The 13,326-nt window shown below is 36.8% G+C and carries 12 protein-coding genes; 1 reads left to right on the top strand and 11 read right to left on the bottom strand.

The window, feature by feature from the left end:
• Positions 1-71 precede the first annotated feature (71 nt).
• The 11 genes from secA to ACEN3Z_RS02375 form a co-directional block, all read right to left on the bottom strand.
• A complete protein-coding gene (gene secA, locus ACEN3Z_RS02425) occupies positions 72-2,471 on the bottom strand; it encodes a preprotein translocase subunit SecA (RefSeq protein ID WP_407089451.1) in 2,400 nt (799 codons plus the stop codon).
• Between the two features lie 273 nt (positions 2,472-2,744).
• On the bottom strand, positions 2,745-3,299 hold the full coding sequence (hpf, locus tag ACEN3Z_RS02420) for a ribosome hibernation-promoting factor, HPF/YfiA family (protein ID WP_407089450.1): 555 nt from the start codon (positions 3,297-3,299) through the stop codon (positions 2,745-2,747).
• Positions 3,300-3,524: 225 nt separating this feature from the next.
• The gene (locus ACEN3Z_RS02415; protein WP_407089449.1) at positions 3,525-4,184 is read right to left on the bottom strand and encodes a potassium channel family protein; all 660 of its coding nucleotides are present in this window, start codon (positions 4,182-4,184) and stop codon (positions 3,525-3,527) included.
• An 11-nt stretch (positions 4,185-4,195) separates the two neighbouring features.
• Positions 4,196-5,533: a TrkH family potassium uptake protein gene (locus ACEN3Z_RS02410; protein ID WP_407089448.1), complete on the bottom strand. Its 1,338-nt coding sequence runs from the start codon at positions 5,531-5,533 to the stop codon at positions 4,196-4,198.
• A 13-nt stretch (positions 5,534-5,546) separates the two neighbouring features.
• Complete coding sequence (locus ACEN3Z_RS02405) at positions 5,547-5,762, bottom strand: hypothetical protein (protein WP_407089447.1); 216 nt, start codon at positions 5,760-5,762, stop codon at positions 5,547-5,549.
• A gap of 201 nt (positions 5,763-5,963) precedes the next feature.
• On the bottom strand, positions 5,964-6,743 hold the full coding sequence (locus tag ACEN3Z_RS02400) for a ComF family protein (protein WP_138405266.1): 780 nt from the start codon (positions 6,741-6,743) through the stop codon (positions 5,964-5,966).
• Complete coding sequence (locus ACEN3Z_RS02395) at positions 6,724-8,103, bottom strand: DEAD/DEAH box helicase (protein ID WP_235888824.1); 1,380 nt, start codon at positions 8,101-8,103, stop codon at positions 6,724-6,726. The genes ACEN3Z_RS02400 and ACEN3Z_RS02395 overlap by 20 nt, the downstream gene beginning before the upstream one ends.
• 587 nt (positions 8,104-8,690) lie before the next feature.
• On the bottom strand, positions 8,691-9,260 hold the full coding sequence (locus tag ACEN3Z_RS02390; protein ID WP_407089446.1) for an NADPH-dependent FMN reductase: 570 nt from the start codon (positions 9,258-9,260) through the stop codon (positions 8,691-8,693).
• 14 nt (positions 9,261-9,274) lie between these two features.
• Positions 9,275-10,351 (bottom strand): LLM class flavin-dependent oxidoreductase, encoded by a 1,077-nt coding sequence (locus tag ACEN3Z_RS02385; protein ID WP_407089445.1) that lies wholly within the window; start codon positions 10,349-10,351, stop codon positions 9,275-9,277.
• 13 nt (positions 10,352-10,364) lie between these two features.
• Positions 10,365-11,444 carry an LLM class flavin-dependent oxidoreductase gene (locus tag ACEN3Z_RS02380; RefSeq protein WP_407089444.1) on the bottom strand — a complete coding sequence of 360 codons (1,080 nt, stop codon included), beginning with the start codon at positions 11,442-11,444 and terminating at the stop codon, positions 10,365-10,367.
• A gap of 146 nt (positions 11,445-11,590) precedes the next feature.
• Positions 11,591-12,457 (bottom strand): DegV family protein, encoded by an 867-nt coding sequence (locus tag ACEN3Z_RS02375; RefSeq protein WP_407089443.1) that lies wholly within the window; start codon positions 12,455-12,457, stop codon positions 11,591-11,593.
• Between the two features lie 203 nt (positions 12,458-12,660).
• Between ACEN3Z_RS02375 and ACEN3Z_RS02370 the strand changes: the two genes are divergently transcribed.
• Positions 12,661-13,314: a YigZ family protein gene (locus ACEN3Z_RS02370; RefSeq protein WP_407089442.1), complete on the top strand. Its 654-nt coding sequence runs from the start codon at positions 12,661-12,663 to the stop codon at positions 13,312-13,314.
• The last annotated feature ends 12 nt before the right edge of the window (positions 13,315-13,326 follow it).

The following is a 13,326-nucleotide window of genomic DNA, read 5'->3' as shown; positions in this document are numbered from 1 at the left end:
GCACCATAATAATCTTTCGTAAAAGAAAAACCGGCAGTGATAATTCCCCTGCCGGCTAACTTATTCAAAAATTAGTTTGTTCCACCTGGTTTATTCACTTGCTCACGTTCAACATTTTGTCTTACTTGAGCTTTCATAATAAAGCGAGTGACATCATATTCAATCGCGGCAACCATTTCTTCAAAGCGGTCAAATCCTTCTGTTTGGTATTCAGTTAATGGATTCGTTTGAGCATATGCTCTTAGTCCTACACCTTGACGTAAATGATCCATCATATCAATATGATCTGTCCATTTAGAGTCAACAACACGTAAGATAATTACTTTCTCAAACTCAGCAATTTGTTCTGGTCCATTAAGTTGAGAGATTTTTTCACTATATACTTCTTCAGCTTTTTCATATAAGAAGTTTACTAATTCCTTTTTATTTTTACCTTGTAAGTCTGATAACTCTAAAGTTTCTGGATTTACAATCGCTGAATGTGCGAAGTCTAGTAAAGATTCTAATTTCCAATCTTTTTTCTCACCTTCGGTTGCATAAGCAACTTGGCGTTCTATGGTACGTTTGATCATTGCTTTGACATAATCTGTTAATGGTTCACCTGCATCAATCACTTCGTGACGTTGTCCATAGATAACTTCACGTTGTTCACGCATAACTTCGTCATATTCAAGAACATTTTTACGTGTATCATAGTTATTACCTTCTACACGTTTTTGAGCTGATTCAACTTGACGAGTTAACATGCGGCTTTGAATTGCTACATCGTTCTCATCTTCGTCTTCGTTTAATTTCTCCCAGAGTCCTTTAATACGGTCTGAACCGAAACGACGCATTAAATCATCTTCTAATGATAAGTAGAATTGTGATGCACCTGGGTCACCTTGACGACCCGAACGACCACGTAATTGATCATCGATACGACGTGACTCATGACGTTCTGTACCGATTACACATAAACCACCTAACTCCTTCACTCCGCTACCTAGTTTAATATCGGTACCACGACCAGCCATGTTGGTTGCAATTGTAACTGCGCCGCGTTGACCAGCTTGCATAATAATTTCTGCTTCTTTGAAGTGGTTTTTCGCATTTAATACTTCATGCGGTACACCTTTTCTAGTTAAAAGTTGTGATAAATATTCTGATGTTTCTACCGCAACCGTACCAACTAGAATTGGTTGGCCTTTTTCGTGACGGCGAATAATTTCATCCGCTACTGCGTTAAATTTCGAGCGTAGGTTCGGGAATAATAGATCCGCTGCGTCATCACGAATCACTGGACGGTTTGTTGGGATTTGAATAACACTCATCGCATAAATTTCACGGAACTCATCTTCTTCCGTCTTAGCTGTACCAGTCATCCCAGCTAATTTGTTGTACATACGGAAGTAGTTTTGGAACGTTACTGTCGCCATAGTCTTAGACTCATCTTCAATGTCTACGCCTTCTTTCGCTTCAATCGCTTGGTGTAGTCCATCTGAGTAACGACGTCCTTCCATGATACGTCCGGTAAAGCCGTCAACGATTTTTACTTTTCCTTCGTCAACTACATAGTCAATATCGACTAACATAATGTAGTTGGCACGTAAGGCTTGGTCAATATGGTGAACAAGTGCAGTATTATCTACGTTATATAAGTTTTCTAAACGGAATACTTTCTCTGCTTTATCCACTCCGCCGTCTGTTAAGTTGATTGATTTTGATGTTAGATCAATTGTATAATCTTCATCTTCTTTTAACCCTTTAACAAAGTAATCGGCACGCGTATATAAAGCTGTTGATTTACCAGCTTGCCCAGAGATAATTAAAGGAGTTCTTGCCTCATCAATTAAGATTGAGTCAACCTCATCGACAATCGCGTAATAAAGTGGTCTTTGAACCATTTGGTGTTTGTAAACAACCATATTATCACGTAAGTAGTCAAAGCCTAGTTCGTTATTTGTACTATAAGTAATATCTGAGTTATAAGCTTCACGTTTTTCACTTGGGTTCATTGAGTTTAAGTTCAAGCCAACTGTTAGGCCTAAGAAGCGGTACACTTCTCCCATTTCTTTCGAGTCACGAGTTGCTAAGTAATCGTTCACTGTTACAACGTGAACACCTTTATCAGCTAACGCGTTTAAGTAAACTGGCATTGTTTCAGTTAACGTCTTACCTTCACCAGTCTTCATCTCAGCAATATTACCTTCATGGAGAATAATTCCACCTTGGATTTGAACTTTATATGGGAATAATCCAAGTACACGACGAGCTGCTTCTCTTACAACAGCGAATGCTTCAGGTAAAATGTCCTCTAAAGTCTCTTTGTTAGCGAGACGGTTTTTAAATTCAGTAGTCATGTTACGGAGTTGTTCATCAGTCATTTCACGGTAAGTAGGCTCCATAGCCATAACTTCGTCAGCGATTTTACTTGTTCTGCGTAATTCGCCTTTATCATTTTCAATTAAATTTTTAAGAAAATTAGCCATCAATACTGCTCCTTTTATTCATTATCTATGTCATGTAAGACCTTGATTCAGTCTGAATCGGCCAATAGTTAAACACACTTCCCTATTCTAACATGAATATCGAAAAATGAAAATATCAAATAGCATTCATAAGCACTCTTATCAAGAATTTCAGGGGTTTTTCTCATTGTCTTTAAAGTAATTTTTAATTCTTTGTAATTTCTTAAAATATATCAACAAAAAAGGCAAAGGACACATTGTCCCTTGCCTTTTAATATCTTTATAATGCTGTCATTAGAGTGATGAGGTTTCTATTAAGCCGTAACGACCATCTTTACGACGGTAAACAATTGAAATTTCCATTGTTTCAGCATCTGTATAAATAAAGAAGTCATGACCTAGCATGTTCATTTGTAGAACTGCTTCTTCGCTGTCCATTGGTTTTAAATCTACTCGTTTAGAACGAACGATTTCTAATTCTGGGTCTTCAGAAACTGGCTCCGCTGGAGCAGATGTATCTGGGTATAAGCCTTCGAAACCACGTTCTCTTGACTTACGGTTAATTTTTGTTTTGTATTTTCTTACTTGTCGTTCTAATTTATCCACGACAAAGTCAATACTTTTATATAAATCTTCACTTGTCTCTTCTGCACGAAGAACTAAGAATGGTAATGGAATTGTTACTTCAGCTTTTGCAGTTTTATCAGAATATACTTTTAAATTTACATAAGCAGTTGCGTCCGGAACGTCTGTAAAGAAACGTTCTAATTTTTGAACTTTTTTCTCTGCATAATCGCGAATTGCTTGTGTAACCTCGATATTTTCTCCACGTACATTATAGTTAAACATACTAATCCCTCTTTTCCAATATTTTCTAATACTATGAATTAATTAAACTCAAAGTTAATATGGAATAAATGCAAGTCTCTATTATTCACTCAACTTTACCTCTCACTTAACATTTGATTCTAAAGAATAAATAGTGATTAGGAAAAAAAGTAGTTATCTACCACTTTTATTTATTATATCATAGATCCAGTATATTGAAAACGTAAACACTCTCTAGATTTCGTATTAATTACGAAACTGTTGTCTTAAAGTATCACCGGTCGAAATCCCAAGAAATTCATCATTTTCTTGAATGATATAATCCCCAGTGAACTCCACGTGAAACTGCTCCGTATTTTCTTTGCGAATGGCGATAATATTCGTACCGTATTTTTCACGGAAATTCATTTGGCTTATTTTCTTACCAATCCACTTGTCTTTTACTGGGAAAATACTGATATTGTTACGGTTATCAAGTCCAATTAATTCATGGACCGTTGGGTTACTTAATTCACGTGCAATTCGAACACCCATCTCTACTTCTGGTAATATGACACCGTCCGCACCAACTTTTAGTAAGACATCTCGGTAATCCGCATTTTTAGATTTGACGATAATTTTTTCGATGCCTAATTTTTGTAGATGGAGAATAGCTAGGATAGTGTCTTCTAATCTTTGTGATGTTGCAACAACTGCGATATCACAGTCACCAACACCGGCATCTTTCAGTTGATCAATCTTTGTAAAATCACCTTGAAGGCATTGAGCTACTTCATCAATAATCTCTTCAACATGATCCATATTTTTGTCCATCCCAATAACATCAATATTTTCTTTAGTTAAAGTACGCGCTAGTGATGTTCCAAATAAACCTAAGCCTAACACGGCAATTGTTTTTCTTCTCATAATTTCTCCTTTTATCCTACCATAATATTCATTTCTGGATAATGCACTTTAGATTCTTTCTTTGGTCCGCCTAATGACCAAAAGAAAGTCATTAATCCGACACGTCCAACAAACATTAATAACATCATGACAAATTTGCCTATAACTGTTAAATCTGGTGTCAAACCAAGTGACAAACCAACCGTTCCAAAACACGACATGACTTCCATTAAGATATACTCCATTCCAAAACCATGCGGAATCTCTTCGGTTATAAAGAGAATCATTGAACTCGATATTAGCATAATGATACCCACGAAGATAATGAAGAACGCGCGTTTAACGTTGTCATAAGAGATATGTCTCGAGAAGACATTAATTTCTTCCCCTTTAAACATTCGGTACATAAACATAACAACCAGCCCGATTGTTGACACTTTCACTCCCCCAGCGGTTGAGCCAGAAGATCCACCGATAAACATTAATATGAAGGTCATAAATAAACCTGCATGAGAAACGTCCATGTAATCAACATTCGCGTACCCTGCTGTTCTTGGGGTGACCGCCATGAAGATAATATTGGCTAATTGATCGCCAAGAGAAAGGTGATTGAATGTCCCATAGCGCCATTCTGATAAACCAATAAATATTATACTGATTGTCAGAATAATCCCCGTCAAAATTAGGGTGAATTTAGAATAACGAGTCAGTTTTTTATTCTTCGGAAAAGAGATAATATCCATCCAAACAATAAAACCTAAACCACCCGAAAATATTAAACTCGCGATTATTAAAAGGATATAAGAGTTATCTTGAAAGCCGATTAAACTATCTCCAAATAAATCAAATCCTGCATTATTAAAGGCTGAAATACTATGAAAGATTGAATAAAAAAAGCCGGTACTTAACCCGAGTCTTGGGATTAAAACAAAACTTAACGCTAAAGCCCCCAGTGCTTGAATAGTTAAAGACACTTTCACGATACTTTTTACGATATCTTGCATCCCATAACTTGAAGATAAATTCAGTGTTTCTAGAACTAGATTTCGTTGTTTAAGATTAACTTTTGCACCGAGTATAGTGAAAAAAAGCATCCAAATCGTTAAGAATCCAAGCCCTCCAATTTGAATTAAGGTAATAATAATGGTTTGGCCAAAGGGACTCCAATGTTCTGCTGTATTCAAAGTGACTTGACCGGTCACACAAATAGCAGATGTAGCTGTAAATATCGCATCAACGCCATTCGTCCAATTACCTGCTTGTGAAGACACTGGTAACATGAGCAAAAACCCACCAATTAGGATAAGTGACAAATATATACAGACTACAATTTGCGGAATAGTTAATTTATCTATGATTCGATTTTTCATTTTTTCTTACAACTCACTCCTTTCTGCTTTGACTCATACTTTTGATCATCCAAAGAATGTAGTCAATGATGTAGGCTACAAGGACTGAAACCGGGTGAATCCATTCTTGCATTTGAATCGCTAAGTAGATTGTTCCAATGACAAGCGCAAATGATAGGACAGTATAAAGAATGTATAGTCCCATATTGAATGATTTTTTATCAGATACATAATTTAAATACTTGTACATGAATGTTCTTCGTATGAAAATAAAGAACCAACCATATAACCAACCTAAGCCATATGACCATTCAAATATGCATAATATTGCCGTGATTATTATAATAAAAACAGCAAGTGTCCGCCTATTCAATCTGTATTCACCATTTTCTTTTTATAATGAGCCTATACTAGCATACCCTTATTTAAAACACAATTAAAAGCCTTGTTATTACTCGCTCAATTGGTCTCTAGCAACACTAACGCTTATTAACCGGATTATTCTATCACGTTCTTCATAAAATTGATACAAAATTTTTTTAGCATGAATAAGCGTGGCTCCAGTCGTATAAATATCATCAAAAATTAACCAGTTTTCTTTTGACAAGTCTAGTGCCTCTTCTTTAATTTTAAAGGTGTTATTTAGATTTAATCTTTCTTTTTTTGATTTTTTTGCTTGCTTTACGCCGTCACCGATATAGTCAAAAGGAACTTGATAGGGTATGTCTGCTACATCAAGTAAATAAGCAGTAGGGTGGAATTGTCGGATTTTTAAACTTTTCGGGGAACTTGGTAATACTACCCATTGGTACTCCTTGTATTTTTCATAAACCTCTTTTAAATATGGGGATAGAATGGCAGCCATACGAACGTCACCATGGTATTTGTAATTTACAATCCACTCTTGCATCGCTTCATTATAGTCAAATAAGGCTTGGTGACTGATTAGTTGACTCGGTGTATTTTTATGCCAATTCGCACAATCGAAACAATACGCCTGCTGAGATATGACTATAGGTTTTAAAAAAACATTTTTAGAGCTAACCTCTAAAGGCCGCCCACAACCTTTGCAGTCATCAGTATGCGGGATTAGTAAATTAAATTTACTTTGACATGTTCGACAAAGAATTGGAAACGCTAATGGTTTAAAAGTAAATAATTGCTTAATAGATAAGTAATGATTGAGGTGTTCACTACAAATTATGCAGATATCACTTTGAGCTATAGTCATCGATTAATCCCCTTTCATTAGCCAATTGATTCATTTCCTTAATTTGCTTACGTGCTTCTAGCATTGCAAGATTCTTACCTCCATGGGCATAAATTAATTCTCCGGTGGGAAAATTAGGTTTACGACCGACACGCCCGCTCATTTGAACTAAAGCTGATGTTGAATATAGTTGACTCTCTGATCCCACAATACATACATGACAATTGGTGAAAGTAACTCCTCTTTCAAGGATGGTCGTTGATATCAGCGCGTCATAATTACCATCACGCAATGCTTGCACTTTCTCTTTTCTCTGGGAATCTTTTGCATGAACTACCGCAATCTTCAATTCTGGCCAAGCTTTACTCAACCATGCAAACAGATTCTCCGCCAAGCGAATATTTGGCATAAAGACTAATTTCACTCCCTCTAGATTTAGAAACCAATTGAGCAATGAGTACAGTCGTCTTTTTCTGCGTTTTTCAATTTGTTGGCGCCAATCACCTATCCAAAAAAATTGCGGCTCGGGAAGCGGATTCCGGTGATACCTTGCGGGAAGAATGGTGGATGTCATATTTTTATTAGCTACTTCTTGCGTTAAATGTTGATCAGGCGTTGCAGTTAAATAAACCAACTTCCCATTGAGCTTTCTCACTGCTCTTTGCGTCGCAAAATGTAAACTGACATCATTGACGTAGGGAAAAGCATCGACTTCATCAACAATTAATAAATCAAAAGCGTCTTGAAATCTTAATAACTGGTGAGTCGTAGACACTACCATCGGAGAATAACGATACCCTTCCTCACTTCCACCATAAAGGAGAGTGACATCAACACTTTCAAAAGCTGCTTGAAGTCGGGGTTTCAATTCCATACAAACATCGATACGAGGCGACGCTACACAGACTCGACCGTTGCGTCGTATAATGTGATCAATCACTGGAAAAATCATCTCTGTCTTGCCTGCTCCTGTCACCGCATGCACCATATGGGTCCGGTCACTGTCCTCTAGACTTTCAATTAAATCTTTTGAAGCGCGTGCTTGTTCAGGTGATAAAGTTCCCTGCCAAGTGAGTTTACTCTGTGTTGGTGTTGTTAGATAACTTTGTTGGTCTTGTAAGTAATAAAGCGAATCGCCTTGAAGAACTCGCCCCATCTGTAGACAATTTAAACAGTACACGCGCTCATCTGTTAAATTGAAGACGGCTTGAGTGGGTAAGGCGGTGAATAATTTAGATTGTTGATTACGACAACGCCGACAGCAATAACCATCTTGAGTTATTTCAATTGCTGGTTGTTGCTCCATTTGGTCTAATACTTCATTGAGTTGTGGTGTTTCATCTAAGTCACTTAATTGCAGTTCTACTTCTGCACTAGTCAAAAGTCGTCCCCGCAGATTTTTTAGGTAATCTTCTTGTTGGATTGGAATCACTATTTCTTCCAGCCTTTCGTATTTTTTGAACGCTTACCGTTCTATATATAAATACGTATTTTTAAGGTGTTTCCATTATTAAGTTTTTATAAAAATTTGCTTTTGATGACACTAAAGACGATCCGCATTCCCATTTGACTTGAGTTGAAGTAATTAAAGACAAACCACAATCTCATTTGGCCTAAGACGCCGTACTGTGATTCCAGACAACAAAAAAACCGTTCCTCAGTTTTCACTGAAAAACGGTCATTGCTTATGATAGGCGAATACTATTAAGTTTTTCTTGAACCAGTTGTGGGCGAAGGGCTCCTTTGATAACTATTTCTCCATTCATCACTAAGGCAGGAATATAATTGATGTCAAAAGATCTTCGCGGTTAAAATCGCAGTTCTTCACTGTGCAGGTTCAAAGGAAATGACCGTTGTTTTACTGTCGCTTCTGGAAATTTCTTTAAAATCTCTTGCAAACGTCTGGATTGGATATAACAATACGAGCAGACAGAATTGTGAAAAATTCGATTTCCATAGTCGCGTCCTCTAAAAACCAAACATGTCGTCTTGTTTATTCCAAACTTCCTTGTAAGTTTCTGAGATTGAAATCGTATCATCCAGTAAAGTTTGTAATCTCAATTCGATTTCATCATTGACTTTGCCATCCGTATTAAAGTCCGTGTCAATAGCATAAACATATTTTGGAATAATAACTCCATGCATATAATGGATAATTGGTTTAATTTGGGTTTCTGGAACTAAGTAATGGCGTAGTGATCCTCCAGTAATAATTAGTCCGATCACTTTTCGGTCAAAGGCTCGAACGGGTAATAAATCAAACAGATTTTTTAAAGCAGCTGGAATCGATGCTTGGAAGATTGGTGCGCCAAACATAATGACATCACTTTCCATAATTGCTGACGCTACTTCTAATGTATCACCCGAATAATCTAAATAATTGCGTCCATCACTGAATTGAATTTTCTTATCTTGAATATTTAAATAGCGAATATCATGTTCAGTTTCGTAGGACTCTTTCATCAAATTATAAAAAGTCGTCGTTATTTTCTTAGTTTTAGTTCCACCGGTTGAAGCGGATAATATTAAAATTTTCAATCGATTACTCCTAGCTATTTCTTAGTATGTTTTTTAACTTCTGGAATGACTTTTGTTGCTAATAAATCAATCGTACGTTTGATGTCATCGGTTGAAACACCACCTAAATCGATTTGCCCAACATAGCGATCCATTCCAAAGACTTCGTGTTGATATAGTAACTTTTCAATAACTAAACTTGGATCTCCAACATTAATGATGCTTCTTGAATCTAGTCCTTGAGCAAACTGCTGTTTAGGGAATGACTGTCCATTCGAGTGAACCATTCCTGAGTTTACATGTGGGTAATACTCTTGGAATGCTTTTTGAGCGTCTTCACGAACATATAAATAACTCGCTGTTGCGACTGGCAAAGTGTTTACGTCATAACCTTCGTGAACCGCAGTTTCACGGTAAGCATCCGTTAAGTGTCTAAAGGCTTCAGCAGGGCCACCTAAGTAAGCTAAGTAAAGCGGAATACCTGCAATCGCTGCGTTTCTAGCAGAATTTAAAGAACCACCAACCGCACGCCAAATTGGCAAGCTACCTGATTCATTATCCGGTCTTGGAAGAACTTGCGCATCATTTAGAGGTGCACGGAATTCCCCTTCCCATGTGACACGTTTGTTTCGGTTAATTTTAAGTAATAAATCTAGCTTTTCTTCAAATAAAGCTTCATAGTCATCTAATTTGTAACCTAATAAATCAAAGATTCCGACACGAGAAGCACGCCCTGCGACTATTTCGAATCTTCCGTCTGAAATTAAGTCAATGGTTGCCGCATCTTCATAAACGCGGACTGGATCAGATGTACTGATAATGGTTGCACCAGAAGTTAGTTTGATATCTTTGGTTGCTTGAGCGATCGCAGATAGAATAATCATGTGTGCTTGTGACACAAAATGTTCTTGATGTGATTCCCCTACTTGGAACACATCCATTCCTGCTTGTTCAGCAAGTAAAGCCATCTCAATGATTTGGTCAATACGCTCTTTCTCAGACATTCTAACACCTGTATGTGGATTGGTTACAATATCTCCTAATGTGTAAAGACCAAATTCAATTCCGTTTGATGTATCAATTTGTGGTAATGTATTTTTTTGAGATTTCATAGTGATTTCCTTTCTATGACTTCGTATATTTTTTTACAGTGGGCATAACTTTATCAGCTAATAAGTAGAGTGTCTTTTTCACTTCGTCAAACTCCATCCCGGCAAAGTCAATTTCAGCACTAAATCGCTGTTGTTTAAACGCTTCGTGTTGGTACAAAATTTTCTCAATGATGAGTGATGGTTCTCCAATAGTTACAACGCTTTTAATACTTTGTCCTTGAGCTAATGCACGTTTGGGGAAAGACTCTCCATTCGTTAATTTAAAACCTTCATTGATATGCGGATAAACTTGACGGTAGGCTTCTTTCGTACTTTCACGAATAAAGACCCAACCACCCGTCCCGACAGGAATATTATCAATATCATGCTCTGCTTCTTTGGCAGCGCTTCTAAAATTATTAATGCGGTTTGCGTAGGTCATGACCGCTCCTGCTAATGTCGCTTGAAACACAGGCACGCCTAATTCACCTGCACGAATTGCTGAAGTCATTGTATTCCCTAAGCCTCGCCAAATAGGTAGATGATTCTTTAAAGGACGCGGCAATATTAATGCATCATTTAAAGGTGCTCTAAACTCACCTTCCCAAGTGACTCTTTCACCTTTATTTAGTTTCAATAATAACTCAAATTTTTCTTCAAATAATTCTTTATAAGCAACACTATTATAACCTAATAACTCAAAGGAACCAAACCTTGATGCACGTCCTACAATTAATTCCATTCGGCCATTCGATATTAAATCTAAGGTCGCTGCATCTTCATAAACTCGAACTGGGTCTAATACGCCAATCGTTGTAACTGCCGATGACAATCGGATATTTTTCGTCGCTTTTGAAATTGCTGTCAGAATAAGTAAGTGTGATTGTGATACGAAATATTCCTGATGAGACTCGCCTAATTGGAAAATATCGAAACCAGCATCTTCAGCAAGCTTTGCTAATTCAATAATTTCTTGAATCCGTTCCTTGGCTGAAATACGCTTTTTAGTATGTGGATTTGGTAAATGATCTCCTAATGAGTAAAGTCCAAATTCTATTCCATTCGATGTATCAATCTTAGGATTAGGACTGTGAATCAAACTCGATTTAGACATGTCATCCTCACTTTCGTCATATTTATATATTCATTTTACTACGTTTCTCTTATAGTATAAACCATCTTTGACCATTCTTGATAAAATTCGCTAAAAAAAAACAAGCCAAGAACGGCTTGTTAATATTTAATATATTATAATTGCAATTAATTTATTAGAGGGAGGATTAACATCCCTTTTGCTCCTTTACCAGTATGTGTTGAAATAACCGTTCCTAAACCATTTATACGTATGTTTATATTTGGGAATTTTGCTTCCATGCCTTGAGCGATTATCTCAACTTCTTCTTGGTCTAAAGCATGTGCAAATCGCACTTCAATCCCATCAGGGTATTCTTCGGATGCTTTTTGAACAAGTTCATGCCATCTTTGATACACTCTACGGTTTGTACGTAATTTCTCAAATAATACGATTTTACCTTCTTCGTTAAAGTATAATAGTGGACGTATTTTTAATAAATTTCCCAAGACGGCACTTGTCGTACTTAAACGACCGCCTTTAGCTAAATTGTCTAAGTTCTCGACCATTAAATATATATCCAAATGCGTTGCTTGCCAAGTGGCACGTCGATAAATCTCTTCAGCGTCAACACCTTCTTGACACCAAGTAATGATGTTCTCGATGATGGCCTCCATCGCAACAGACGCTGCTAAAGAGTCAATACAGTAGCTATCAATCAGATGTTTATATTCATCTAAAACCATTTTCCCGTTTTGGAATGTACCACTAATCCCACTAGATAGATGAATAGCAAAGATAGTATCGTAACCATCTTCAATAATTTGATCCACTGTGTCATAATAATGTCCAACAGACGGTTGTGACGTTGTTGGCAGTGAGGATTGAGTTTCTAACTGTTTGAAGAATGCTTCTTGCTCTTTTGGATCATTGGTGTCATGGGCAATCGAACCATCTTCAAAAATAACATTTAAGTTTACTTGATAAACATTTGGAAGTTGTCTCAATTCTTCTGATAAATATGCTGTACTATCAGTAATAATTGCTGGTTTCATTCTGGTCTCCTTTCTATAAGATTCTAAGATGATTTTATTCATCTCGATTAGACTATATTATGGAATTCATAGGTTTATGTCAACTAGTGATACTACCATTTTTTCTTATACTAAAGCTTCAATGTTCTTTTTACTTATTTGAGCTAGTAGTTTAAGCATGATAATATAGTCATAAGACAATTACATAGACAAGGAGCATCACTTTGGTTAATTATTATAGTATCAAAGAACCGATTATTCATGAGATTGATATTAAGAAATCTCGCTTTATTACGTATCTAATTCCCATTCAAACAGAAGAAGAATTCAATGAGCAACTTGCTGCGATCCGCAAAAAACATTATAAAGCGACGCATCATTGCCAAGCCTTTATCTTAAACGCAGATTCATCGATTCAACGTATGAGTGATGATGGTGAACCGAGTGGAACCGCAGGTGTTCCGATGTTAGAAGTTTTAAAGCGAAACAATCTAACCTATATTATGGCCGTGACCGTAAGATACTTTGGCGGAACAAAACTGGGTGCGGGTGGCTTAATTCGCGCTTATAGTATGTCGGTCAGCGAAACGCTAAACCACGCTAAATTGATTGCGAATGCAACGCAAATGGTGATTGAATTAACATTAGAATATAATCAAGTGGATAACTTTAACTACTACTTGGAACAAACGAGTACGCCTATTACAGTTCTTGACACTCAGTATACAGATAAAGTGTCTCTAACCTTAGCTTTGTATCTAGGTGACATTGAGCCGGTCCATCAAGAATTAATCGACCTATTCAGTGGGCAAATCGAATGGACTGAAATCGGTGAACAAACCGTTGATGTTCCAGTAACATCTACACAACCTAACTAAAGCAATTAGAGA

The organism is Ruoffia sp. FAM 26254, assembly GCF_045528545.1.
Classification (GTDB): domain Bacteria; phylum Bacillota; class Bacilli; order Lactobacillales; family Aerococcaceae; genus Ruoffia; species Ruoffia halotolerans.
The sequence above is the reverse complement of the archived record's forward strand: the minus strand, read 5'-3'. Positions and strand labels throughout refer to the sequence as shown.

Bases quoted from the DNA above. Each gene is read 5' to 3' on its own strand.
- secA (WP_407089451.1), bottom strand. From the start codon at position 2,471: ATGGCTAATTTTCTTAAAAATTTAATTGAAAATGATAAAGGCGAATTA.
- hpf (WP_407089450.1), bottom strand. From the start codon at position 3,299: ATGTTTAACTATAATGTACGTGGAGAAAATATCGAGGTTACACAAGCA.
- ACEN3Z_RS02415 (WP_407089449.1), bottom strand. From the start codon at position 4,184: ATGAGAAGAAAAACAATTGCCGTGTTAGGCTTAGGTTTATTTGGAACA.
- ACEN3Z_RS02410 (WP_407089448.1), bottom strand. From the start codon at position 5,533: ATGAAAAATCGAATCATAGATAAATTAACTATTCCGCAAATTGTAGTC.
- ACEN3Z_RS02405 (WP_407089447.1), bottom strand. From the start codon at position 5,762: ATGTACAAGTATTTAAATTATGTATCTGATAAAAAATCATTCAATATG.
- ACEN3Z_RS02400 (WP_138405266.1), bottom strand. From the start codon at position 6,743: ATGACTATAGCTCAAAGTGATATCTGCATAATTTGTAGTGAACACCTC.
- ACEN3Z_RS02385 (WP_407089445.1), bottom strand. From the start codon at position 10,351: ATGAAATCTCAAAAAAATACATTACCACAAATTGATACATCAAACGGA.
- ACEN3Z_RS02380 (WP_407089444.1), bottom strand. From the start codon at position 11,444: ATGTCTAAATCGAGTTTGATTCACAGTCCTAATCCTAAGATTGATACA.
- ACEN3Z_RS02375 (WP_407089443.1), bottom strand. From the start codon at position 12,457: ATGAAACCAGCAATTATTACTGATAGTACAGCATATTTATCAGAAGAA.